This window comes from Luminiphilus syltensis NOR5-1B, from assembly GCF_000158175.1.
Classification (GTDB): domain Bacteria; phylum Pseudomonadota; class Gammaproteobacteria; order Pseudomonadales; family Halieaceae; genus Luminiphilus; species Luminiphilus syltensis.
Map to the genome: position 1 here is coordinate 908644 of NZ_DS999411.1, position 23061 is coordinate 931704.

Genomic DNA, 23061 nt, shown 5'->3' on the forward strand with positions numbered 1-23061 from the left:
AGTTGGCACATTGGTTCGTTAGCGGCTTATCCGCTGCTCGTCTGACCTATCGCCTACAGGTTTCCCCATGACCAGCGCCCGCGGCCGGCCCATTGTTATCGCACACCGTGCGGCCAGTGGCTACCTCCCCGAACATACGCTGCCAGGGGTAGTGGCGGCGTATTTGCTCGGGGCTGATTATATTGAGCAGGACGTGGTGCTGACCTCGGACAGCATTCCTATTGTACTGCACGACATTTATCTCGATTCCACAACCGATGTTGCCACCGTCTTTCCAGCGCGCTGCCGCGATGACGGCCGCTACTACGCGATGGATTTCACGCTTGCGGAGATCAAACAACTGGAGGTCGTTGAGCGCCGTCAAGCCAACGGCGATGCCGTTTTTCCCGACCGTTTCCCCGTGGTAAACCTCGGACTGCGGATACCCACGCTGAGTGAAGAAATCAATCTTATCGAAGGGCTTAATCGGACCCGGCAACAGAGCATCGGGTTTTATATCGAGCTGAAGGCGCCGCGATTACATAAAGCGGCCGGTCTGGATATTGCTGGAGTGCTGCTGGACGTGCTCGCCCGTCACGGTCTTCACGACAAACCTGACCGGGTTTACCTGCAATGCTTTGATCCGGATACCCTGCGCCGTCTGGCAGAGCAGTCGCTGGGACTACCCCTGGTTCAATTGATCGCGGACAATGATTGGCAGGAGACCCCCGGCGTCGATTATGATGACATGCAAACACCGCAGGGACTCGCGCAGGTGGCCGAGTACGCCGATGGCATTGGACCGTGGATTCCACAGCTGTTCAGTACCGACGGTCTGGCGTTGTCGCCACTCGCGACGCACGCCCGGGCGCTGGAATTGGCAATACATCCCTATACCTTGCGCGCGGACGAGCTACTGCTGGGTGCGCCCACCTTCGACGCGCTGCAAGCGAGATTATTTATCGATGCCAGGGTCGACGGCGCTTTCACGGACTTTGTCGATTTAACCCGAAAGTTCATTGATACCCACATTTCACAGAATGGAGACCAAACCCCGTGAGAGGCCATCCCACCGTCCAACGACGTACCAAGATTCTGGCAACCATTGGCCCGGCCAGCGAAAGCGAGGACATGCTGGGCCGACTGATCAAGGCGGGGGTGGATACTTTCAGGCTGAATTTCAGTCACGGAGACCCCGCGAACCATGCCGAGGTCGCCAGGCGTATCCGCCGGCAGGGGAGACATCAGGGTCGTTACGTTGGTATTCTTGCCGACCTGCAGGGACCAAAAATCCGAATTCGTGGATTTGCCGATGGCGCTGTTTCGCTTGTCGCCGGTGATCCGTTCCGACTCGATCTCGATATTGACGCCGAGGCGGGTGATCACTCCGGTGTCGGTGTCGAATACCAGCCACTGCCTCAAAGTGTTGCAGTCGACGATATTTTACTTCTGGACGACGGCAAATTACGTCTGCGAGTCGACGAGGTTAGCGAGCGAGCCGTCGACTGTACCGTCATTATTGGTGGGCGTCTGGGATCCCGCAAAGGTGTGAATAAGCTGGGCGGCGGCCTGGCGGCACCGGCACTGACGGAAAAGGATCTTCTCGACATTCGGGAAATGGCGCAAGTGCAACCGGATTTTGTCGCCGTATCCTTCGTATCCAGCCGAGATGATATTGATCAGGCGAGGGCACTATTACTCGATGTGGGCCAGACACCCGCCATCGTCGCGAAGATCGAGCGCGCCGAAGTGGTCGCCGATAGCGAACTGCTGAACAGCATTATCGAGATTTCCGACGGCATCATGGTCGCCCGGGGCGATCTTGGCGTGGAAGTCGGCGACGCCGAGCTGATTGGTATACAGAAAGACCTGATCTCGAGAACACGTCGCATGGATCGCCTCGTGATTACCGCGACACAAATGATGGAATCGATGATCAGCAATTCGATGCCCACCCGCGCCGAAGTCTTTGATGTGGCGAACGCGGTTCTCGACGGCACCGACGCCGTCATGCTCTCCGCAGAAACCGCGGTCGGAAAATTTCCTGTAGAGGTGGTCGCGGCCATGGCCGATGCTGCGCTGGGCGCCGAAAGACACCCTGTCGCGCGCACTTCGCGCTATCGGCTCGACCGGGAATTCCGATCCGCACAGGAAACCATTGCGCTATGCGCCATGTATGGTGCCAACCACTTTCCCGGTGTGCGGGGAATCGCCAGCATTACCGAAACGGGAAACACCCCCACGATGATGTCGCGACTCAGCTCGGGACTGCCCATTTTCGCGCTGAGTAGAAGTGACAAGACGCTGCAAAAGCTATCCTTGTGCCGTGGCGTGATTCCGCTCTATTTCGACGCCTCTGCTTTTGATCCTATGGATGTTGAATCACGCACGCTGGAGTTTTTGGTAGATGGCGGCTATATCACCCATGATGACTACATTTTATTCACCAATGGCAGCGCAGTCGGCCAGGTCGGTGGGACCAACATCCTGAAAATTCTACTGGTCGAGTAATCCGGCCCGTAAATAATCGGCCAAAAAAAGGGGCGACAAGCCCCGAGACAGTGCTACACTCGCGAAGTCGGTGGTACGCCGGCAATGCTTTTCAGAGCCATCGCAGGTTTCCAACTTTCGGTTTCGTTCTAAACAAGCACGGTTTCCCGGTCTTATACCGGGTTTGTAATTCAGCAATACAGGTAAGTTTTAACATGGCAACAGTATCAGGCACCGTAAAGTGGTTTAACGAAACCAAAGGCTACGGCTTCATCGAACAGGAAGGCGGCCCGGACGTCTTTGTTCATTTCAGTGCAATCCAAGGCGATGGCTTTAAAACCCTCTCCGATGGTCAGAAGGTAGAATTTACCGTGGCCAACGGCCAGAAGGGTCCTCAGGCTGAGAACGTCGTTCCTGCTTGAATCCTGCAGTAATAAAAAAGGGGCCTTAGGGCCCCTTTTTTTTGGTTCATCGAGAACGACAGCGATCGTCACTGTCCCTGCATAGGTTTAGCGTATGACGGCGTACCTGATCTGGACAGACCAGCCATTAGCACTCGAGCTGCTTAAAGTGGTTCCATCATCAAGGCAGTGAGAGGCGGGATTTTCGAATGACGTTTACCGGCCTCGACGGGCGCGCAAACTAAGCTGCCCGAGCGTCCACTCCAAATGGTGTCAGATCTCCTTGGCGAGCTGCTTCTGGCGATCTTCCTCACTCTGAATATATTTCAGCCACTGCCGCGCATAGCTCTCGGAGCGATCATCTTTCGCGGCTACGCGAAAGACTTTGCGCGCGCTCGAATAGTTGCCCAGATTAAAATGGGCCATGCCCAGCGCGAGTCGTGCCTGATCCGGCCGCTTTACACCGCCTTTTTTGAGACCCTTTTCAAGTGCGGTAACCGCCTGCTTAAACTGATCGCCGTCAAGGTAGAGGTTGCCCAGGCGGACAAAGAGTTCCCCTTCATCCGATTTGCTGGCCGCCTTTTCCATGTACGGAATAGACTTCTTACGCTCCTGAGCCTGACGCCAGGCGGTGCCCGCCAGCTCGTAGTTCGTCGACTTGTCTTCGATCACGTCGGCCTCAAAACCAGCGGTCATCACTTTGGCTGCAGGGTAGGGGACCTCGGCGTTGAGATACAGGTAAGCCAGTGTCACAAGGTCCGAACTCTTGTCGAGTAGACCCTGCTCGTGGGCAGCTTCAAGCATCGCCAACTGGTTCCCTTCCTGCTTCTTTTCACCGTATAGGTGCGATGCCTGAACCCAATAGGACTTCTTCGGGTAGTACATCAGCAACAGTTCAAGTGTAGCGAGGGCATTGTCGATATCGTTTTTATCGAAGTAGAGAAAGCGCGCAAGGTTGTACCACTGCTCCTTGGGCAACTTACCTTTGGCCTCGTACATTGAGATCGCCGTCTCAACATTGACGAGCGCCTCGTCATAGTCCTTCTTCTGATAGTAACCCTGCGCCAACAGTACGTAAGCATTCGCGTTCGGCTCATCAGTCAACTCAAACCAGGCGAGCAGGGTATTGATACCTTTGTTCCAGTCTTCCTGAACAAAATACAGCTGGGCAATGGTGAACTTGGTATTTATCTCCATTGCCAGGGGAATATCGGGCTGTGCAATCACCTGCTCGTAGTAGCGGACAGCGCCGGCATAGTCTTCTGCCGAATAGCGCAGGAACGCATACAGATTGTAAACGTTTGCAAGCTCGTAGCTGTTCAGCGCCTTCTTGCCCTCGCCCGCGATCATGCCGTCAAGTACTTTGCCAGCAGCGGTGTAATTCTTTTCTTCGGCGAAGGTTTGGGCTTCAGCCAACTTCTCGTAAACCTTGTTGCGCAGTGCCGGAGTGCGCCGTGTTTCCCGTTGTGGCTTCTTGTCATCCTGGGCGGCCGCGGCGCTTACCAGGCCGGTAACCGGCGCCGCCTGATCAATAACGACGCTGGCGGTGGATACTGCCAGAGCCAATGCGGAAACTGTTAAAACACGCGATAGCATCACTTAACCCCTGCTCGCTTGATCAATTCTCGAGCTCAAATGTGAACTTGTTCTGGACGCCCGCGACCTCGATCGCCTCGCCATCGACAACCCTGGGCTTGTACTTGAACTTCTCCGCGGCTTTCACCGACGCACGTTCAAAAATACCTGACGGTTCGCAATCTACCGCCTGCGGATCGCGGATTGCCCCAGTGGTGGTCACCGTATATTCGACGATGCAATAGCCGGTGATACCGCGGGTTTGAGCGCGTCGCGGATAGATGGGAGCAACCTTCACGATGGGCAGATACTCGCCATCACCCGAAGCCATGCCGGAGGAACTGATACTGACATCGACACTCGCGACCGGCGCGCTGTTTGAGACATTCATATCGATATCCGTATCGAACTGAATCGGCTCCAGCTCGGGCGGAGGCTCTTCGGGGTCCTCCACCTTTTCGGGTTTCACCTCTTTAAGATTGGTCTCAACCTCTTTCTCCGGAACAACGATATCCGCGATCTTACGGTTCTTGACGTCCTCCTGCTCATAATCCCGATCAACCAGGCTGAGCATGATAAAAAAGAGGCCGACAGCAACAGGTACGGCGAGCGCCGCACCGACAATAACTCGAACAGAGCTATTCATAACGATTAAACCTCATCGTCCGTAGAGATGCACGGCGGCGCGCTCAGGATGGGCCTGACCGCATCGATCAGCTCCTCAACCGCAAACGCCGGTGTCTCACGATCAACCTGAACAACAACGTTGGCCTGCGGAGCGTCTTTCTTCGCCGCCTCCGCCAGTCTCAGGGCGCGATCCAACGGAACCTTGTTCTTGTTGTAGTAAATATCGCCACGATCGTCGACAGCAAAAATAATCGTGCCGCGCTCACAGGCCTCGGTAGTGGTCGCCTGGGGCTTAAAGATCTCGACGCCAGGCTCTTTCACAAAAGACGAGGTAACAATGAAAAAGATCAACATGATAAAGACGACGTCGAGCATCGGCGTCAGGTCGATCTGTCCCTCGTCGCCACCCGATTTGGGGCGGCGAGTTGCTTGATCCCGCATACTCATACCATCAACCCCCGGAGGCCCAGTTCACTGCACCGACACCGGCCTCTCGCGCCGCGTCAGCCACATCGACCACAACACCCGCCTCGGCGCCCTTGGTCACCTTGATGGTGACCGGTGCTTCGGGGTCCTCAGCGAGCATTCGCTGGATATTCGCTCGAACCGCACGCGCATCGACGCGTCGATTCTCCATCCAGATCTGGTTGTCGGCTTCGATTCTCACAAGAATGCTGGTTGACTCCTCGGGATTCTGTGGCTGGTTGTTGTCGGGGCGATTCACCTCGATACCCGCCTCCTTGATAAAGGAGGCCACCACGATGAAAAAGATCAGCATGATAAAGACGACGTCCAGCATGGGCGTCAGGTCGATCTCAGCACTCTCTTCCTCTGCTTGTTTAGCAATTCTGCGCATGGATTGTTAATCCTCCAGACGTCAGATCAATGATCTGACGTGAGTTGATCCTCGAGGAACTGTTGTTCCCTTCCGGCGATCCGCTGCAAATAGGTGTTGGCAAAAAGCCCGGACAGTGCTGCCACCATACCGGCCATGGTAGGAATCGTTGAACGCTCCACACCACCCGCCATGGACTTGGCATCACCACCGCCGGTTACTGCCATGACATTGAACACTTCGATCATCCCCGTAACGGTACCCAACAGCCCCAGTAGCGGACAGAGAGCGACGCAGGTCGTGATCACGTTCATGTTGTCATTGATCAGTTGTCTGGACTCGGACAGAAGCCGCATGCGGATCTGTTTGGCATTCCAGGATTTTCGTTCGCTTCGGCCTTCCCAACTGTCGACTGCAGCGGCGCGATCGCGCTTCCAGGCAATGGTGAAGTACCAGAAGCGCTCGAAGATCAATGTCCACATGAAGAACACCAACAGCGCAATCAACCAGAGTACGTTGCCGCCTTTATCCATAAAGGCAAAGATGGGATCGAGTATAACTGGCATCGTTCAGACTCCCTCAGCAGCCAATTACTTACTGTGCTCGGCTTCTGCGTGTTCGGCGACAATACCGGTAGCCTGCTCGTTCAACACGTGGATGACCCGCTGCGCGCGCCCATTGACCACTGTGTGAAGGAGAACCGTCGGAATCGCGACCAACAGACCCAATACCGTGGTTACCAGGGCGCCGGAAATACCGCCGGCCATGGCTTTGGGATCGCCCGCACCAAAGATAGTGATCGCCTGGAAGGTGATAATCATACCGGTCACCGTACCCAGGAGACCCATCAGCGGCGCTACGGCAGCGATAATCTTCAGTAGCGTGAGGCCTGATTCCAGCTTGGGCGTTTCCTTGAGCACGCCCTCGGCCATCTTCAGCTCGAGCGTCTCGGGATCCATGGAAGGGTTGTCCTCGTGTAGCTTGAGAACTCGTCCCAGCGGGTTGTTTTCATTGGCCTTGTCGGCCTTGAGCTGAGCACTCACCTTGCCGCCAACAACGGTCAGCACGATCAGACGATAGATGGCCAGCAGGAAGGCAAAAGCACCCACTGCGGTAATGGCATACCCGACATATCCGCCCTGGTGCCAGCGCTCTTCAAGGGTTGGGCTGTCAATGATAGCCGCCAGGAAGGAACCGCCGGTAGGACCCGTGGGGTCAACACCGAACTGGTGCAGACCCGAGGTAGCGTTGGCGAGCTCCGCGGCCTGAGCCGTGAACGCACCACCGGGCTGACGAGGCAGCTCGGATAGCTTTTCGTTTTCGTAGGCGAGGTAATTACCGTCAGTATCGATGACGTTGAAGGCACCGACACGCACCACTTCACGGTTGCTCAGCTCACCCGCTGGCGTTGCAACCTCAGCCGTAAACTTGGCGATGTTGCCCGACTCACTGATTTCGCGAAGCATCTCGTACCAGACCTTTTCCAGCTCCTGAACGCTGGGAAGCTGGTCGGTGCCGCTCATCTTGGCGATGAGGTCCTTGAGGAACTGCTGACGCCCGGGATACTGAGCACTCACCAGCGACACATCGATGTTGGAGGCGAGGTCACCCGATGCCGCTGTCAGGTGTCCAAACAGCTCTGACAGGGTACCGAGACGCTCCTTCAACTGTTCCTGCTTGCGGGCAATCAGCAGTTCGTTTTCTTCGAACTGCTTCTCGAGGCGTGCCGAGCGGGCTTCTTCATCTGCCCGCTCTTTCTCAGCGCGACGAAGCTCTGCCGCCTGATTCGCCTTGTCCTGGGCAAATCGCTGCTCGCGAGCTGAGTTGTCCTGAGCAGCACGAGCCCGACCCTGCTTTACCAGGTCCAGCAGCTGATCCATGTTCTCCGCCGCGACTTCCTGCGGAGTCGGACCCGCCGGGACTTCGGGCTGACCCTCTTCCTGAGCAAAAGCGCCGGCAGAAGCGAACGCTCCCATAACTACAAGCGCAGTGGCTTTCACAAACTTAGCACTCATCTTAGTTCGCCTCCGGAGCCGCGATGGGCATATTCAACAATTCAATAGTGGCTTGCTTATTCGCAATTCGAATACCCGTTCGGACAGCCCTGGCGTAGTCACCTGCAGACAGCGGCTCCCAGGATCGGGTTTCGTTGTTCCAGGCCCCGGTCTCTGCACCATCGGTGCTTTGATAAATCAAGGCAATGCGGCCGATGCGAAGAATATTAACCTCGCGCTCGACGCCATTGAGCTCGATGGTCTCTGCATAGGATTCGATGCCGCGACCGTACTGAAGCTCGATGCTGTACAGCTCAAGCACCTGCCGAAAGGCTTCCGCAGAGGTCACGTCAGAGCGATCGAGATTCGAACGAACCGCCTCAATGTTGCCTTCGCGACGATCGAGCTCAAAGGGATAATCGAGGGCAACAAACTGCTCCAGACCATCCAGCATACGCGCCACCAGGGGTGGAATTTGCCGCTGAATGACCGCCGCCTCGGCCACGGAGCTGTCGATATCCGTGATGCGCCGATTCTGGTTGGCAATCTGACGCTCGAGTCGAGCGTTGTAGACCTTGAGGCCATCGATTTGCTTCATGACCGTTTTATAGTCAGAGAGCAGGTCGCGGGTCTCATCCGCAAGCCGATCGATTTTTGCCTGAGAAGCCTTGGCATCAGCGGTTCGCTGCTTGCCCACTTCAAGGATGGGTTCAAGTGATTCGGCGCTGGCCGACGCTGCGACACCCAGGGCGCCGCTAGCGACGCAGGCCGCGAGCAGAACAGATTTGAAACGATTCATAGTCATGGGGTCGTTACTTCCTCTCGTGGACAAAAACTGAAGACTCATCCTTAAGGACCATACTTCAGATCGTTGGGGTTAAAACAATGACGCGTAAACTTTGTAAGTTATCGTTGAACGTTCGCATTTTTGACGAGGTAGGAACCATAAATGATTGTCAGTAACAAAGGCAAATTTGATTAGTCGCTTTCTGACAGCAAAGTCAGGCGGCTTCCGGCCGGCACAAGTCAACCACGGCGAAGTCATGGCTGTTGCGCGTACCTGCAGCATACTCCGCTCTGGATAGCTCAACCCAATCCGAGAGCTGCTCCAGATCAAAAAAAGCGTCGCCCTGCACCTCGGCATGAACCGCCGTAAGAATCACTCTCTCCGCGTAGGGAAACGCCAACTGGTATACCTCACTACCGCCGATCACCATCAGGGCGTCGGCACCATCGAGCATCGCCTGGTCCTCGCCCCGTTGAATAGCGGCGGGGAAATCGTGCACGGTGTCGACACCGGGCGCCTGCCACCCGGCGTCACGGGTAAGCACAATGTTGGTCCTTCCAGGCAGAGGCCGCCCGATCGACTCGAAGGTCTTACGACCCATCACAATGGGACGGCCCATGGTCGCCGACTTGAAGTGCTGCAGGTCGTCGGGCAGGTCCCAGGGAAGCCCATTGCCGCGACCGATCACGCCGTTCTCAGCGACAGCGACCACCAGAACTACAGGCAAATGCGCGATCGGCCCCATCGTCACACCGCTACCGGTGCGGGTATAGGGGGCTGCGGGTCATAATCGTGCAGCGAGAAATCCTCAAAACGGTAATCGTAAATCGTATCGGGTCGCCGCCCGATCGCGAGCGTGGGAGCACTACCGGGCTCACGGGCCAGCTGTGTCTCTACCTGCCGCTGGTGGTTTGAATAAATATGCGCATCGCCAAGGGAGACAATCACCTCAGCTACCGAAAGATCAGCCTGTTGGGCCAGCATATGGGTCAGTAGCGCCAGCGATGCGATATTGAACGGCAAACCCAGAAAAACGTCGCTTGAACGAATGTAGAGCTGCGCCGAAAGCGCCCCGTTGGCCACATAAAACTGATAGAGCAGATGGCACGGCGGAAGCGCCATCCGGCCCGCGGCAACATTGTCCTGGGGCGTCATACTCTCGTCCGGCAGGTATTCCACATTCCAGGCATGAAAAAGAATACGACGGCTTTCGGGGCGATTACGCAGGCAGTCAAGCACGTAATCAATCTGGTTGATACTGCCGCCATCCCGGGTGGGCCAGGCGTGCCATTGTGCCCCGTAGAGCGGACCCAGATCGCCGTCCTCGGTGGCCCACTCGTCCCAGATGCTGACGCCGTTTTCTTTGAGCCAGCGGGTATTGGTGTCTCCGCTTAGAAACCAGATCAGCTCGTTAACCACGCTCTTGAAATGGATTTTCTTGGTGGTGAGCAGAGGAAACCCCTCGCGCAAATCGAATCGCAACTGCCGACCAAACACGGAGCGTGTTCCGGTGCCGGTTCTATCACCGCGGTCAACACCGTGGTCGCGAATATCGCGCAATAACTCTAAATAAGCCCGCATATCTCCCTCTGAATTATCGGTTTATTGCGTTCGGATGTCCCGACGGCCGGGCTCGATAGGCGAACCCGATCAATGCCAGACCAATGACAACCATCGGCACGCACAGCACCTGGCCCCGCGTCATCCAGCCGAAGGCGACGAATCCCAAATGTGAATCCGGGGCACGGAAAAACTCAACGATAAAACGCAGCACCCCATAGCCCACCAGAAAAACGCCGGAAACGGACCAGCGCGGCCGCGGCCTGCGACTAAATCCGGCGACGATGATAAACAACAAGCAACCCTCAAACGCAAACTGGTAAAGCTGCGAGGGATGGCGAGCCAGGCCCAGCGGATCCCTCGGAAATACCATCGCCCAGGGAACATCGGTTGGCCGACCCCACAGCTCCTGACCGATGAAGTTACCCAGGCGCCCCAATCCGAGCCCCACCGGTGCCAGCGGCGCGACAAAATCGGCGATATCGCCAACCGCGACGCGGTGCTTGCGCGCAAAAAATACCGTGGCAGCAACAACACCGAGCAACCCACCATGGAAAGACATACCGCCCTCCCAAACGCGAACCAGCCAGCTTAAATCCTGTGACAACTGATCGAGGCCGTAAAAGAGGGCATAGCCGACGCGACCACCGAGAACAATGCCCACCGCGGCAAAAAAAATCAGATCGTCGACGAGCTCTCGTCGCAGGGGCGAGTCCGGCCGCCGGCACCGGCGCGTCGCCAACCACCACGCAAACCCCAGGCCCGCGAGATAGGTCAACCCGTACCAGTGAACCTGAAGGTAGGGTCCGATCGAGAATGCGACCGGATCAATCTGGGGGTAGGAGATCATTGATCGCGCTGCTCACCCAGTTTGATAAAGCGAGTAAGCCCACGCTCATTCATCATGTGATCGATGCGGTCGACCACCGCCTCCGGTGAATCAAGCTTGAGTACCGATTGCAACAAGGCATCACTATCGTCGCTGCGCAATGAGCGCACAATCTGCTTAATCCTCGGTATGCTCGCGGCGTTCATCGACAGTTGATCGAAACCCATGGCAAGCAGCAACGGTGCCGCACGAGCATCACCCGCGAGCTCACCACAAATACTCACCCCGATACCGGCAGTATGGGCAGCCTCGACTACGGTCAGCAGCGCGGATAGCACCGCCGGATGCAGGGGGTTGTAAAGATCGGCGACACGGGGATTGTTTCGATCAACGGCGAGCAGGTACTGGGTTAAATCGTTGGACCCCACCGAGAAAAAATCGGCGTTACGCGCCAGCGCGGGGGCAAGAAAAACCGCTGAAGGCACTTCGATCATTACGCCAATCGGCGGCAGAGGCGCCGTACAGCCCTCATTGAGCACCTCCTCATGGCAGCGACGAATCAATGTCTGGCTCTCTTCAAGCTCCGACAGACCTGAAATCATGGGCAAGAGGATACGCAAATTACCGAGACCCTCATTCGCCTTGAGCATGGCGCGGACCTGGGAAAGGAATATTTCGGGATGATCGAGGGTTACGCGAACCCCGCGCCAACCCAGAAAAGGGTTGTCTTCCTCGATCGGAAAATAGGGCAGCGGCTTGTCGCCACCCACATCAAGCGTCCGCATGGTGACAGGGGCGGGCGCAAATGCCTCGAGCTGGTTGCGGTAGAGCTGTCGCTGCTCCTCCTCGCTGGGAAAACGGTCCCGAACGAGGAAGCTCACTTCGCTTCGATAGAGACCCACGCCTTCAGCACCCTGCTCCTGCCCCCGCTGAACATCGGCAGCAACGGCGGTATTGACCCACAGCGGGAGATGCTTGCCATCGAGGGTTGTTGCCTCCTCATAGCGAAGCTCGGCAAGCTCTGCCGTCATCGCCTCCTCTTCGGCCACCAGTTGTTCGAAGCGCCGGCGTACCTCCGGTCGCGGGTTAACCATCACCGTACCGTTGTAGCCGTCGATAACCAGGTCGCGGTCAGAGAGTCGGGTAAAGGGAAGCTCAGCGGCGCCCAAAACCGCTGGCACCCCCATGGCGCGGCACAAAATGGCGGCGTGGCAATTTGCCGAGCCACGCATGGACACCACACCAGCCAGGCGATCACGAGGAATTTCACCGAGCGCCGATGCCGTTATTTCCTCAGCGACAAGCACGGTGTTTTCCGGATAGGTGACACGGGTTCGATCATCGTCCTGAAGATAGGCGAGCACCCGGGTGCCTAAATCACGCACATCGACCGCGCGCTCCCGGAGGTAGGAATGCTCCATGCGCTCGAAGTGCCGGATGTGCCGCAACATGACCTGTGAAAGAGCACCCTGCGCCCACTCCCCTTCCTTGATGAGCGACGCTACCTCCCCGCCCAGTGTCGAGTCATCAAGAATGCCAAGGTATACACCGAATAACGCGTGGTCCTCGGGTCCAAGTTCTTCGCGCAAATTTTCCGCGGCAATTTCAATATCATCCCGAACACGGGATAACGCCGCACGAAACGCGCGTAATTCATTCTTACGATCGTCTACTTTGCGCGACGGCACCGCTTGCAGATCAGGCGCGGGCGACACCAGTACACCGGTGCCTATAGCAATCCCGGGCGAGCCCGGAACACCCACAAAGCGGGTAAGCTTTTCCGGTGTCGCGGAAGCGTGGCTAACCGCACCGGTGGCTTCAGCATGAGCGATAACCCCGGCCAGCTGGGCCGATACCGTAATCAGGAATGCTTCTTCATCGTCGCTGAAACGCCGGCGCTCGGCCTGCTGGACGACCAGTACACCGAGCAGGGCACGCTGGTGGATGATCGGGGCACCGAGAAAGGCCTCAAAGGGCTCTTCACCGAGCCCGGGGACCAACTGGAAGCTCGGATGGGCCATTGCATTGTCAAGGTTCAACGGTTCACCCCGCGTGGCGACATGGCCTACCAAACCCTCATCAAAGCCAAGACTGAACTTGCCGACCTTTGAGGTATTCAGGCCCTCGGTGGCGCGAAACAACAACCGATTGGTCGCCGTATCGAGCAGATATATGGTGCAGACCTGAGTGTTCATGGCGGCGCGGACGTCGCGCACGATCAAGCCCAGAGCGTCCTCCAGCGAATCGGCGTTGTTGACCGCCTGAACGATTTTGCGCAGGGTTTCAATCACGCCGGGGTCCCTTACGGCGGCGCTTTTTCCTCGGCGCAAGCCCACCGTGGAGCTCGCAAAGCGCACTTCGGTAGACGCCGCGTTTGAAGTCGACCACGCCGGTAATCGGGTACCAGTAGCTCACCCATCGCCATCCCACGAACTCGGGATCCGGGTGGGCATCAACCCGGACATCGCTGTCAGCGCCCGTCAATCGCAGCAAAAACCATTTTTGTTTTTGCCCCACACAGACCGGTTGCTCATGGCGACGAATGTAGCGCGCGGGTAAGCGGTAGCGAAGCCACCCTCGCGTCGTGGCCAGAATACGCACCTGATCCCGCGACAGCCCCACCTCCTCGTCGAGCTCGCGATACATGGCCTGCTCGGGGCTCTCACCCGGGTGGATGCCACCCTGGGGAAACTGCCAGGAGTCCCGGCCCGCAATCCGCTTGCCCCAGAGCACCTGCCCCGCGTCATTGGCGATAATCATGCCAACGTTGGGACGGAAGCCGTCGGCATCGATCACTCGCTGGCTGTCTTGTGCAATACCCAAAACCCGAAATCCCTATAAAGAAATGGTGCCGCCACATTGTGACGGCCACGTGATGGTATTCTTCCACACCTGCCGCCCGTTTCGTTAGCGGCTTTGAAAAAATAAGCCGTAAAAGGATAAATCACCGCGTGACACTCGCCATTTTCGACCTCGACAACACGCTTATCGCCGGTGATTCAGACCATTTATGGGGCGAGTTTGTCTGCGATATCGGGCTTGCGAACAGCGCCTCGCATCGGGAGAAAAATGCGCAGTTCGCCGCCGACTACCGGCGCGGTGAGCTCGATGTTCTCGCCTACCTGCATTTTGCGCTCGACCCCATCAGGGGCATGGATCCTACTCAGGTTGAAGTCCTGCAGAATCAATTTATGACGGACTATATCGAGTCGCTGATGCTGCCCCGGGCAGACGCGCTAATCGCAGACCATCGTGCCCGCGGACACACGCTGCTGATCATCACCGCGACCAATACCGTTGTGACGCGACCCATCGCTGACCGGCTCGGTATTGAGCACCTGATCGGCTGCGAACCTGAGATAATCGGGGGCTGTTACACGGGCGCGTCGGTAGGCGTGCCGTCCTATCGCGAGGGCAAGGTGGTCCGGTTGAAACAGTGGCTGGGGACGCACTCCGAATCCATGGCCGACGCCTGGTTTTATTCGGACTCACACAACGACCTTCCCCTATTAAGGGAGGTGGCGCACCCCGTGGCCGTGGATCCGGATACCACACTGAAGCAAATCGCCGACCAAAATCAGTGGCCCGTGATAAGCCTGCGCTAGCTCGTATCGATCAACTGTCCTCGTCGCACATCGCCGCGTATTCCTCCGCGGTCATCAAGACGTCCAATTCGCCGGTATCAGCGGGTTGCAGACGAAAAAACCAGCCGTCGTTATAAGGATCTGAATTGACACGCTCGGGTTCGTCCTCGAGTCCTTCATTCACTCCGATCACTTCCCCGCCAACGGGTGCGTAGATATCAGAGGCGGCTTTGACCGACTCGACCACTCCCGCCTGATCTCCGGCAGCAATGGCATCGCCCTCTGTGGGAGTCTCGACGAAAACCACATCGCCCAGCGCCTCCTGGGCATGATCAGTAATTCCAATCGTGACCGAACCGTCTTCCTCCAGACGCGCCCATTCATGGCTCTTCGCGTATTTCAACTCGGGGGGGTTATGGCTCATGGTTTACAGACCTCTAATGAATAAAAACTGGACTGCGGCTAAGGGTAAGTGGCTGCCTCAAGCATCGCAATGGCGGCGGGTAAATCAATGCCCGAGCGCCTGCTTCGCCAACCACTGTTTCAGGGGAAGCGCGCCATCGACCCAGCTAAGTCCCGCGTTTCGCAGAACCCGGAGGAGCGGCACATCGGACCCAAATCCGCGCTTGAAGCCTTCCATCGCCGCCATCATCGCCAGGTTCTCGGTCTTACGCTGACGCTGGTATCGCCTGAGCACGGTCTGATCGCCCCAATCCAGTCCGTTGATGGCTGCCTCTGCCAGTTCCTGAGCCAACACGCGGACATCGCTGAGGCCGAGGTTAATCCCCTGTCCGGCCAGCGGATGGATGCTGTGCGCCGCATCCGCCACCAGTACCACGCGGTCATCGACGTAATCGACGGCGTGACACTGGCGCAATGGGAATGCAGCGCGCCTTCCTACACCGGACACGACCGGGCCCCGGTTCGCAATCGCCGCGTTTAATGCCGCGCAGAACTCCGCTTCATCGAGCGCCATGAGCGACTCCCACCGGGAATCATCAATCGACCATACGATGGAGCATTTCTTGCGGTCAGCCAGGGGTAGCAATGCCAGGGGGCCGGTGGGCAAAAAGGCCTGGTAGCAGGTGCCGGCATGGTCGTTTTCCAGAGCCACCGTCGCCACGATGGCGCGCTGTTGGTAGCTCCACTCTCTCACCCGCATGGAAGCCAGTGTTCGGATCGGAGAGCGGGCGCCATCAGCCCCCACCAGCAATCGTGCGCTATAGCGGTCACCGGAATCGGTACTCACCGATGGCAGGCCCTCCTCGGTACGGTTGAGCGCACTCACCCGCGTGGCCCAGCGAACATCGCAGCGGGAGGACGCCGTAACCTGCGCCAGTAGAGCAGCTATGGTTTCCCGATTCTCCACAATATGACCCAGCCACTCGGCACCCTGCTCGGCAGCGCTGAAACGGATTGACCCGGTTCCCTGCCCATCCCAAACGGACATGAACTGGTACGGACCGGTGCGCGATTGTGGAATATGTCGCCAGGCACCCAGGGCCTCGAGCATTGCCACCGATACCGGGGTCAGCGCACTAACCCGGGAGTCCCATTCCGAAAGTGCCTCGCCACGGGGCACAGATCCTGGCTGCTCACCACCCTCCAGCAGGGTGACTGACAACCCCGAACCCGACAGCGATGCGGCGAGGGCGAGCCCGGCGATACCACCGCCAACGATCAACACGTCAACAGGCCCGTCGCGACTCATCGCACGGCATCCATAACGGACGCCATCGACGACGGCTGGCCCGTCCCCATTGCCGCAATCTGCCGGCGTAAGGGGGCCAAAGTATCCAGCGCGACCAGGGCCACATCGCGGGGAAAGTCCAGTAGCCAGCCGCGCCGATTGAACAGCGTTGCCAGTAGATCAGTGGCGTCAATAATTCGGCGCTGATTGTCCGCAGCCCGTTCGGTGTATTCGTCGAGGGCCTCTCGGCTACCCACCGAACGACCTTCAGACACGGCTGCGGCCGCGACCGCGGCGAACGTATCCGCATCCCGCAGCGACAGATTGAAGCCCTGACCCGCTACCGGATGAAGACCGTGCGCTGCATTCCCGGCGACGAGAAAACCGGGACGGGTCTGCTCCCGGGCAACGGTTCGAACCAACGGCCAATAACTGGGGCGGCCCACGGCGGTAATGGCGCCAAGGCGCCAACCGAAAGCGCGCTGAAGCTGTTCCATGAGGGCATGCTGATCCAGATCCATAATGGTTTCTGCCGCCGGCTCCGGGAGCGACCATACGGTATTGAAGCGGGCAGAATGGCGTTGCACCGAGGGTAGCGGGAGCATTGCGAGGGGCCCACTGGCGGTAAAGCGCTCAAATGCCCTGTGTTCCTGTTCACCGGCAAAAGCAACATTGGCCACAACCGCCACCTGGCCGACGTTACGGGTTTGAACACCGATTCCGAGACTTTCGCGCAGGGATGACTGGCCGCCGTCAGCGAGGACAACGAGATCGGCTCGCAGCGTGCGGCCATCGGACAGCGTCACGCGCGAGCCGTCGCCATCCTCCGAGAAACCCTCGACCGATACCGGCGCCTCAAGGTTGATGCCGAGCTGCTCGGATCGTGCCAGCAGGCCACGCCCAATATGGTGGTTCTCACAAACATAGCCCAGCTGGGCCTCACCCACATCGGCGCAGTCGATAACGCTGCTGCCAAAACGCCCCTGGTTCGACACATGGATGGTCTGTATTGATGCTACGTGGGGGTCGATTTCCGGCCAAACGCCACTTTCGGTTAACAATCGCCTGCTGTAGAGGTTGAGTGCAGAGGCGCGGGTATCCAATGGGTCGGGCTCACCACTGGGCAGCTCTCTCGCCTCCAGCAGGGTCACCACGATGGTCGGGCAGCGCACACGCAATGCCACCGCGAAAGCGAAACCCACCATACCGCCGCCAACAATAATTACCTGCTGGGCCAAGTAGAATCAGCTCCCTGCCATTAACGCTTCGATGGCCTCGGCGTCTTTGGGTACGTTAGCGGTGAGAATGTCACAGCCCGACTCGGTAACCACCACATCGTCCTCGATGCGAACGCCGATACCGCGCCACTTCTTCGGTACTTTGCGGTTATTGGGCGCGATATAAATACCCGGCTCGACGGTCATTACCATTCCCGGCTCCAGCTGCCGCCATTTGCCATCGATTCGGTAGTCGCCCACATCATGCACGTCCATACCCAACCAATGGCCCGCGCGGTGCATATAAAAATCGCGATAGGCACCGGACTTGATCAGGTCCTTTTCCTTGCCTTTGAGCAAACCCAGTTCAATCAGACCACGGGTGATAACGCGCACCGTCGCATCGTGTGGCTGGTTCCAGTGACCACCGGGGGCAATCTTCCTGATCGCCGCCAACTGCGCTTTAAAAACAAGATCATAGATTGCCCGCTGCTCGAGCGAGAAGCGCCCGTTGACGGGGAAGGTTCGCGTAATGTCAGCGGCGTAGCCCTGATACTCGCAGCCCGCATCGATCAGCACCAGATCGCCGTCACGCAACTTGTCGCGATTCTCGACGTAATGCAACACACAGGCATTGGCACCACCACCGACAATACTGGTATAGGCGGCAGAGCGAGCCCCGTTTTCGGCGAATTCATGCAGAATTGCGGCCTCCAGCTGATACTCGAAGCGGTCAGGCCTGCATTCACGCATCGCACGGGCGTGAGCCCCGGCACTGATGTCACCGGCCTTCTTCATCAGGCGCAGCTCTGCCGCACTCTTGATCAGACGTTGTTCGTGCAACAGAAAACCGAGATCGGTGAATTCACCGGGAGGCTTGGCTCCCGTTCTGGATTGGCGCCGCAACCGGTTTACCCACCGCATCACCCGGCGGTCAAACGCGTCGTTGTGACCCATCGAGTAATAGATGTGGCCGCGACCCTCGATCAGTCCCGGGAGAATCTCATCGATATCGTCGATGGGAAACGCATCGTCCATACCATACCGCTCCACGACGCCCTTGGGGCCGGCGCGATAGCCATTCCACAGTTCCATGGTCGGGTCGCGATCACGACAGAACATAACGACCTGACCCTGACGTCGGCCAGGTAGTAAAGCGAGTACGGCATCCGGCTCGTCGAATCCGGTCAAATAGAGGAAGTCGCTGTCCTGGCGAAAAACGAATTCCGTATCACGGCTTCTCGTGACCTCACGCGCCGCTGGAATAATCGCGATGCTGTTGCTGTCCATCATCGACATCAGATGCTTTCGGCGTCTGGCGAACTCGGCGCGACTTATCTTCATCAATTCCCGTCCTGAATTTGAAGTGCGTTTTCAACCGTATTGAGTGCAGCGAAACGCACGTATTCGGCAAGCTCCTCGAAGTCTCGCTCTGCGTCATCGGTCTCGGGTTCGGCGCTATCGACCTGTGCAATGACCGCGAAGTCTTTTAGCGCCTCGGCGGTATCGGGTGCCACCCCTTCACTTCCAGCACCTGCAATCGTAACGCCTTGGGTGAAACCGGTCAGGAAACCGGTCGTCCAAAGGCCCAGCGACAGGAGGCGCGCCTCGAGATCATCATCATCCTCGGGCAAAAGCGGATAAAAAGCGTAGTTGCTATCCCGTACCGCCGATACCGTGGCTCGATGCAAACGTTGCACAAGGTCCACCAGTTCGCCGCGGCATTCGATACCCAGGGCGCGCTCCAATGCCGGTACCATATCGCCATCACTCACTGGGGCGCCGCTGCCCAAAAGCCCCATCAGGGCACCGTGGAGCTCGGAGGGGTTGGTGGTCAGACCGGCGTCGAACAGCACATCGGCCGCTTCCGCCCAGGTCGGCATATCCTCGAATTCACCCAATGAATCAAACAGCACTGCTTGTCCCTCGCCCGACCCGGGAACGCCAAATGATAGTCAGCGTTCGCAATCCTGGGCATTGCTTTGAATTATAAAAGGTTTCCCGTCGTTGACCGGCTGGAAAGCTCGCCCTATAGTGCTCGTGAATCCAGTCTGCAGTGTAACCCTCGTGGCCGAGAAACTCATCAAAGCGCTAGAAGCGAAGGTCACCGATCTCATCGGCCTCGCTCGCGACCTGAACCGAGAGAATCAACAGTTGAAACTGCGCGCCGCTGAACTCCAGCGCGAAAGAAGAGAACTGCTTGAGAGACAACGGGTGGCAGGCGAGCATATCGATCATACGCTCTCCCGTTTACGAAAAATTGAGGGCGGACCATGAGTCGCCAGCCGTCAGTCGCCGTTGAAATCCTCGACAAGGAATACCAGGTTGCCTGCCCTCCTGAACAGGAGGCCGAGCTGGTGGCGGCCGCTCGCTACCTCGACCAGCAAATGCGCGATATCAGGGCAACCGGTAAAGTAATTGGCCTTGAGCGGGTCGCGATTATGGCGGCTCTCAATCTCAGTCACGAGCTCCTCGGCCTCCGTGGGGGCAAGCCCAACCAGTCCCTGGAAAACCACGAAGACCGAATCGAAGCGGTAAACACCCGTCTCGATGAAGCGCTTTACCAGCTGAGACAACTCGAAATCAGTTAACGGCATTGCTTAATTAGTGCGTTATACTGGGAGCATCCTGGCGTATTCGCGAGGTAGTGAGTCCTCGAGCCGATAATGCAACACCAGGGGACCACCGAGCATCGTTGTTGTGCAGGTCCGTCTCGATCGGAAAGCCTGATACGGTGTGGCGGTCACCCACCTTGAGCCTCAGGGTTCAAGGGCGAAACTACCAGCGGTACGTCGGGTGTTTTTCTCTCGAACCGGGAGCGCCCTGCGCGACTCTCGGATGCTGCTTAGCGACCACTTTGCATGGCCGGCGGCCCCCGCCCCGGGCCGGGAACCCATCGAGGATCCCCATGTCAGCTCTTGACGACCCATTGGCCGAAAAAGCCTCACTGCGCGAGCGCATGAGCGCGCGCAGGCGTCAGGTATCCAGTGCGCAGCGCACCGACTGCTCAATCGCTATCAGCAACGCAATCATCGAACTCGAAGAATTTCGCGACGCGACCACGGTGGCGGCTTACCTGCCGCTGCCCGGCGAAATCGACCCGATGCCCACCCTTTGCCACGCGGCGGATTGCGGCAAGGAAACCGCCGTGCCCCGGGTGATCTCCGCCGGGGTTATGGAACTTCGCGCCTGGCGTCCCGGTGAGGCCACGGAGGTAGGCAGGGGCCATGTAAGGCAGCCCACTGCATCGAGTCGCTCCGCCAGGATAGACGCGCGAACGCTGATCATCGTGCCACTACTGGCCTGCGATTCAGAGGGGATTCGGCTGGGTTTTGGCGGTGGGTTTTACGACCGTCTGCTCGCCGGCAGCGCCGGGTTCAGGGTCGGGGTTGGGTACAGTTGGCAACAGGTCTCTCGCTGCCCACGAGAAGCTCACGACATCCCCCTCCACGGTCTGGTCACCGAGAACGGGTTTTTCAGATTTTAGACAACTCCCGGGAGGCGCGCCTTAGCGAACCATAATCCCCGCTTGCTGCGGGCTCATTTGGGGAGTGGGCTCACCCATTAAGGTGGTCGATGCGATACCGAGCGCCACGACAACGGCTACAACCCAAAAGATATCCGGCTTTTTATCACGCATGACTGATAGCTGATTCCTTGAGCTGGTTAGCACTTGGGACACTTTGTCCCGAATGAGTCTAGGTTTTATACCCGCAAAATTACGAAATTGCCAATCTTATGTCCAAAAATTATCGCGAGCCGGTCAGCGGGCTCTCCGAAGCGACAGGAGTAGCCATCCCTATGGTGCACTCTCCAGGGAGCCCAGGTACATCTGGTAGGCGTCATTGGCCGTTTCCTCCCAATAGCGGTAGCCGACCTCTTCGAGCACCTTTCTCAGCGCACCGCGTTTACCCGGCGGCACGACAAAACCGACAAAAATCCTGCCAAACGCCGCACCGTGATTGCGATAGTGGAACATGGAAATATTGAAATCGTCTCCAAGGGCGGTTAGGAAGGTCAGGAGTGCACCGGGCCTTTCGGGGAATTCGACACGAAACGCCAGTTCTTCACCCAATGCCGGGTCGCCCCGACCGCCCACCATGTAGCGGACATGGAGCTTCGCGGTCTCGTTGTCGGTAAGGTCAACCGCCTCGTAATTGAGGTCACGCAGCTTGAGACAAAGCTGCCCAAAATCGTCAGTGGCGGGGGTAACGGTCAATCCTACGAATACCTGTGCAACCGCGGCGCTTTCGTAGCGGTAGTTGAACTCGGTGATATTACGCTTGCCCAGGGCGGCGCAGAATGTGCGGAAGGCACCGGGTTTCTCGGGAATCTTGACGCTGATGATAGCCTCGCGGCGCTCACCGATCTCGGTCCGTTCCGATATGTAGCGCAGCCGATCAAAATTGGTATTGGCGCCGCTAACCACCGCCAGCAAGGATTGATTGGTAATCTGGTGCTCTTCGACGTACTTCTTCATGCCGGCAACGGACAGGGCGCCGGCGGGCTCCGCGATCGATCGAGTATCCTCAAAGATATCCTTAACGGCGGCACAGATTTCATCGGTTGAAACGGTGATGATGTCATCCACGCTTTCGCGAATGATGCGAAACGTTTCCTTGCCCACCTGGGCAACCGCGCAGCCATCAGCGAAAAGACCCACGTGCTTGAGTCGCACCCGTCGTCCCTTTTCCAGGGCTGCTTTGGCGCAAGCGGCGTCTTCGGGTTCCACACCGATTATTTTGGTTTTTGGCCATACGTAGCGCAAATAGGCGGACATCCCCGCCAATAAGCCACCACCACCGCAGCAGATAAATACCACATCCAGCGGCGCGCTGGCCTGGCGGGCGACCTCCATGGCGACAGTGCCCTGTCCCGCTATCACATCGGGATCATCGAAGGGATGCAAAAAGGTCAGCCCCTCTTCATCGACCAATTGTTCCGCCAGCTGTGCCGCACTGTCGAAGGCATCGCCGTGAAGAATCACGGTCGCTCCGAGGTTGCGCACAGCATCAACCTTGATGGTGGGTGTCGTCACGGGCATCACAATTTTGGCATTCACACCCAGCCGCTGGGCCGCCAGTGCAACCCCCTGAGCGTGGTTTCCAGCGGATGCGGCCACGACACCCTTGGCCCGGGCCTCGGGTGTCAGGTTCACCATCTTGTTGTAAGCGCCGCGGCACTTGAACGAGAAAACGGGCTGCAGATCCTCGCGTTTGAACCACACCTGATTGGACAATCGCCGGCTCATCAGCGGCGCGATGTCGAGGGGTGTCTCTCGAGCCACGTCGTAAACGCGGGCATTGAGAATTCGTTTGATATAGGTCTCTGGCATGATGGGCTTGGCTTTTTCTGACAATCGCGCATGTTACGGCTTTAACCCCTCGCCGTCATTGTCAGCCGTTTTTCTCCCTCCTGATTTAAGGGACTCAGTAAAACCTCCGTATTTACCGCGGTTTCATTTGCGGCGACGTGCTGCATCACCGACAATAC

General features: G+C 57.9%; 25 protein-coding genes and 1 other RNA gene. 7 read left to right on the plus strand and 19 right to left on the minus strand.

Going from position 1 to position 23061, the window contains the following annotated elements:
- Positions 1-67 precede the first annotated feature (67 nt).
- The 3 genes from glpQ (at position 68) to NOR51B_RS15130 (ending at position 2891) form a co-directional block, all read left to right on the plus strand.
- On the plus strand, positions 68-1039 hold the full coding sequence (gene glpQ, locus NOR51B_RS04025; protein ID WP_009020928.1) for a glycerophosphodiester phosphodiesterase: 972 nt from the start codon (positions 68-70) through the stop codon (positions 1037-1039).
- Positions 1036-2490, plus strand: coding sequence for a pyruvate kinase (pyk, locus tag NOR51B_RS04030; RefSeq protein WP_009020231.1), 1455 nt, complete (start codon positions 1036-1038; stop codon positions 2488-2490). The genes glpQ and pyk overlap by 4 nt, the downstream gene beginning before the upstream one ends.
- Before the next feature lie 194 nt (positions 2491-2684).
- A complete protein-coding gene (locus NOR51B_RS15130) occupies positions 2685-2891 on the plus strand; it encodes a cold-shock protein (RefSeq protein ID WP_009019767.1) in 207 nt (68 codons plus the stop codon).
- A gap of 252 nt (positions 2892-3143) precedes the next feature.
- On the opposite strand, the gene NOR51B_RS04040 is transcribed toward NOR51B_RS15130, so the two are convergent.
- The 12 genes from NOR51B_RS04040 to NOR51B_RS04095 form a co-directional block, all read right to left on the minus strand.
- Positions 3144-4466, minus strand: a complete 1323-nt coding sequence (locus NOR51B_RS04040) for a tetratricopeptide repeat protein (RefSeq protein ID WP_009018925.1) — start codon at positions 4464-4466, stop codon at positions 3144-3146.
- Positions 4467-4488: 22 nt separating this feature from the next.
- Positions 4489-5091, minus strand: a complete 603-nt coding sequence (locus NOR51B_RS04045) for an energy transducer TonB (RefSeq protein WP_009021571.1) — start codon at positions 5089-5091, stop codon at positions 4489-4491.
- Positions 5092-5096: 5 nt separating this feature from the next.
- Positions 5097-5519: an ExbD/TolR family protein gene (locus tag NOR51B_RS04050; protein ID WP_040481746.1), complete on the minus strand. Its 423-nt coding sequence runs from the start codon at positions 5517-5519 to the stop codon at positions 5097-5099.
- 4 nt (positions 5520-5523) lie between these two features.
- Complete coding sequence (locus NOR51B_RS04055) at positions 5524-5928, minus strand: ExbD/TolR family protein (protein WP_009020589.1); 405 nt, start codon at positions 5926-5928, stop codon at positions 5524-5526.
- 26 nt (positions 5929-5954) lie between these two features.
- Complete coding sequence (locus NOR51B_RS04060) at positions 5955-6473, minus strand: MotA/TolQ/ExbB proton channel family protein (RefSeq protein WP_009021524.1); 519 nt, start codon at positions 6471-6473, stop codon at positions 5955-5957.
- A 24-nt stretch (positions 6474-6497) separates the two neighbouring features.
- Complete coding sequence (locus NOR51B_RS04065; RefSeq protein WP_040481748.1) at positions 6498-7922, minus strand: MotA/TolQ/ExbB proton channel family protein; 1425 nt, start codon at positions 7920-7922, stop codon at positions 6498-6500.
- Position 7923: 1 nt separating this feature from the next.
- Positions 7924-8706 (minus strand): DUF3450 domain-containing protein, encoded by a 783-nt coding sequence (locus tag NOR51B_RS04070; protein WP_040481750.1) that lies wholly within the window; start codon positions 8704-8706, stop codon positions 7924-7926.
- A 196-nt stretch (positions 8707-8902) separates the two neighbouring features.
- Positions 8903-9433, minus strand: a complete 531-nt coding sequence (locus tag NOR51B_RS04075; RefSeq protein WP_009019810.1) for a dihydrofolate reductase — start codon at positions 9431-9433, stop codon at positions 8903-8905.
- A 2-nt stretch (positions 9434-9435) separates the two neighbouring features.
- Positions 9436-10269, minus strand: coding sequence for a thymidylate synthase (locus tag NOR51B_RS04080; RefSeq protein WP_009019172.1), 834 nt, complete (start codon positions 10267-10269; stop codon positions 9436-9438).
- Between the two features lie 13 nt (positions 10270-10282).
- Positions 10283-11098 carry a prolipoprotein diacylglyceryl transferase gene (gene lgt / locus NOR51B_RS04085; protein ID WP_009021508.1) on the minus strand — a complete coding sequence of 272 codons (816 nt, stop codon included), beginning with the start codon at positions 11096-11098 and terminating at the stop codon, positions 10283-10285.
- Entirely contained in the window at positions 11095-13368 is a 2274-nt protein-coding gene (gene ptsP / locus NOR51B_RS04090; RefSeq protein WP_009019596.1) for a phosphoenolpyruvate--protein phosphotransferase, read from the minus strand. The genes lgt and ptsP overlap by 4 nt, the downstream gene beginning before the upstream one ends.
- Complete coding sequence (locus NOR51B_RS04095; RefSeq protein ID WP_009019110.1) at positions 13361-13900, minus strand: RNA pyrophosphohydrolase; 540 nt, start codon at positions 13898-13900, stop codon at positions 13361-13363. Before NOR51B_RS04095 ends, ptsP begins: the two co-directional genes overlap by 8 nt.
- 128 nt (positions 13901-14028) lie before the next feature.
- Between NOR51B_RS04095 and NOR51B_RS04100 the strand changes: the two genes are divergently transcribed.
- Positions 14029-14682, plus strand: coding sequence for a histidinol-phosphatase (locus NOR51B_RS04100; RefSeq protein ID WP_009019122.1), 654 nt, complete (start codon positions 14029-14031; stop codon positions 14680-14682).
- Between the two features lie 10 nt (positions 14683-14692).
- Here NOR51B_RS04100 and gcvH read toward each other — a convergent pair whose 3' ends face one another.
- The 6 genes from gcvH to NOR51B_RS15360 all read right to left on the minus strand — a co-directional run bounded on the left by gcvH (position 14693) and on the right by NOR51B_RS15360 (position 19806).
- Positions 14693-15085 carry a glycine cleavage system protein GcvH gene (gene gcvH / locus NOR51B_RS04105; RefSeq protein ID WP_040481751.1) on the minus strand — a complete coding sequence of 131 codons (393 nt, stop codon included), beginning with the start codon at positions 15083-15085 and terminating at the stop codon, positions 14693-14695.
- 84 nt (positions 15086-15169) lie between these two features.
- Entirely contained in the window at positions 15170-16372 is a 1203-nt protein-coding gene (locus NOR51B_RS04110; RefSeq protein ID WP_009019383.1) for a UbiH/UbiF/VisC/COQ6 family ubiquinone biosynthesis hydroxylase, read from the minus strand.
- Positions 16369-17589, minus strand: a complete 1221-nt coding sequence (locus tag NOR51B_RS04115) for an FAD-dependent monooxygenase (RefSeq protein ID WP_009020090.1) — start codon at positions 17587-17589, stop codon at positions 16369-16371. Before NOR51B_RS04115 ends, NOR51B_RS04110 begins: the two co-directional genes overlap by 4 nt.
- 6 nt (positions 17590-17595) lie before the next feature.
- A complete protein-coding gene (gene pepP, locus NOR51B_RS04120) occupies positions 17596-18912 on the minus strand; it encodes a Xaa-Pro aminopeptidase (RefSeq protein WP_009019424.1) in 1317 nt (438 codons plus the stop codon).
- Positions 18912-19484: a UPF0149 family protein gene (locus tag NOR51B_RS04125; RefSeq protein WP_230198400.1), complete on the minus strand. Its 573-nt coding sequence runs from the start codon at positions 19482-19484 to the stop codon at positions 18912-18914. The genes pepP and NOR51B_RS04125 overlap by 1 nt, the downstream gene beginning before the upstream one ends.
- Before the next feature lie 175 nt (positions 19485-19659).
- Positions 19660-19806: a hypothetical protein gene (locus tag NOR51B_RS15360; RefSeq protein WP_009019639.1), complete on the minus strand. Its 147-nt coding sequence runs from the start codon at positions 19804-19806 to the stop codon at positions 19660-19662.
- Between the two features lie 35 nt (positions 19807-19841).
- Here NOR51B_RS15360 and NOR51B_RS04130 point away from each other — a divergent pair, with 35 nt between their 5' ends.
- The 3 genes from NOR51B_RS04130 to NOR51B_RS04135 all read left to right on the plus strand — a co-directional run bounded on the left by NOR51B_RS04130 (position 19842) and on the right by NOR51B_RS04135 (position 21055).
- Entirely contained in the window at positions 19842-20159 is a 318-nt protein-coding gene (locus NOR51B_RS04130; protein ID WP_009021637.1) for a cell division protein ZapA, read from the plus strand.
- A gap of 31 nt (positions 20160-20190) precedes the next feature.
- Positions 20191-20371: non-coding RNA, 6S RNA (ssrS, locus tag NOR51B_RS15140), on the plus strand.
- A 105-nt stretch (positions 20372-20476) separates the two neighbouring features.
- On the plus strand, positions 20477-21055 hold the full coding sequence (locus tag NOR51B_RS04135) for a 5-formyltetrahydrofolate cyclo-ligase (RefSeq protein ID WP_009019738.1): 579 nt from the start codon (positions 20477-20479) through the stop codon (positions 21053-21055).
- Between the two features lie 312 nt (positions 21056-21367).
- Here NOR51B_RS04135 and ilvA read toward each other — a convergent pair whose 3' ends face one another.
- Positions 21368-22903, minus strand: a complete 1536-nt coding sequence (gene ilvA, locus NOR51B_RS04140; RefSeq protein ID WP_040482333.1) for a threonine ammonia-lyase, biosynthetic — start codon at positions 22901-22903, stop codon at positions 21368-21370.
- Positions 22904-23061: the final 158 nt, after the last annotated feature.

Coding starts and splice junctions, on each gene's coding strand:
- glpQ (WP_009020928.1), top strand. CDS start 68: ATGACCAGCGCCCGCGGCCGGCCCATTGTTATCGCACACCGTGCGGCC.
- NOR51B_RS15130 (WP_009019767.1), top strand. CDS start 2,685: ATGGCAACAGTATCAGGCACCGTAAAGTGGTTTAACGAAACCAAAGGC.
- NOR51B_RS04040 (WP_009018925.1), bottom strand. CDS start 4,466: ATGCTATCGCGTGTTTTAACAGTTTCCGCATTGGCTCTGGCAGTATCC.
- NOR51B_RS04045 (WP_009021571.1), bottom strand. CDS start 5,091: ATGAATAGCTCTGTTCGAGTTATTGTCGGTGCGGCGCTCGCCGTACCT.
- NOR51B_RS04050 (WP_040481746.1), bottom strand. CDS start 5,519: ATGAGTATGCGGGATCAAGCAACTCGCCGCCCCAAATCGGGTGGCGAC.
- NOR51B_RS04055 (WP_009020589.1), bottom strand. CDS start 5,928: ATGCGCAGAATTGCTAAACAAGCAGAGGAAGAGAGTGCTGAGATCGAC.
- NOR51B_RS04060 (WP_009021524.1), bottom strand. CDS start 6,473: ATGCCAGTTATACTCGATCCCATCTTTGCCTTTATGGATAAAGGCGGC.
- NOR51B_RS04065 (WP_040481748.1), bottom strand. CDS start 7,922: ATGAGTGCTAAGTTTGTGAAAGCCACTGCGCTTGTAGTTATGGGAGCG.
- NOR51B_RS04070 (WP_040481750.1), bottom strand. CDS start 8,706: ATGACTATGAATCGTTTCAAATCTGTTCTGCTCGCGGCCTGCGTCGCT.
- NOR51B_RS04075 (WP_009019810.1), bottom strand. CDS start 9,433: ATGGGGCCGATCGCGCATTTGCCTGTAGTTCTGGTGGTCGCTGTCGCT.
- NOR51B_RS04080 (WP_009019172.1), bottom strand. CDS start 10,269: ATGCGGGCTTATTTAGAGTTATTGCGCGATATTCGCGACCACGGTGTT.
- lgt (WP_009021508.1), bottom strand. CDS start 11,098: ATGATCTCCTACCCCCAGATTGATCCGGTCGCATTCTCGATCGGACCC.
- gcvH (WP_040481751.1), bottom strand. CDS start 15,085: ATGAGCCATAACCCCCCCGAGTTGAAATACGCGAAGAGCCATGAATGG.
- NOR51B_RS04110 (WP_009019383.1), bottom strand. CDS start 16,372: ATGAGTCGCGACGGGCCTGTTGACGTGTTGATCGTTGGCGGTGGTATC.
- pepP (WP_009019424.1), bottom strand. CDS start 18,912: ATGAAGATAAGTCGCGCCGAGTTCGCCAGACGCCGAAAGCATCTGATG.
- NOR51B_RS15360 (WP_009019639.1), bottom strand. CDS start 19,806: ATGATCGATATGCTCGCCTGCCACCCGTTGTCTCTCAAGCAGTTCTCT.
- NOR51B_RS04130 (WP_009021637.1), top strand. CDS start 19,842: ATGAGTCGCCAGCCGTCAGTCGCCGTTGAAATCCTCGACAAGGAATAC.
- NOR51B_RS04135 (WP_009019738.1), top strand. CDS start 20,477: ATGTCAGCTCTTGACGACCCATTGGCCGAAAAAGCCTCACTGCGCGAG.
- ilvA (WP_040482333.1), bottom strand. CDS start 22,903: ATGCCAGAGACCTATATCAAACGAATTCTCAATGCCCGCGTTTACGAC.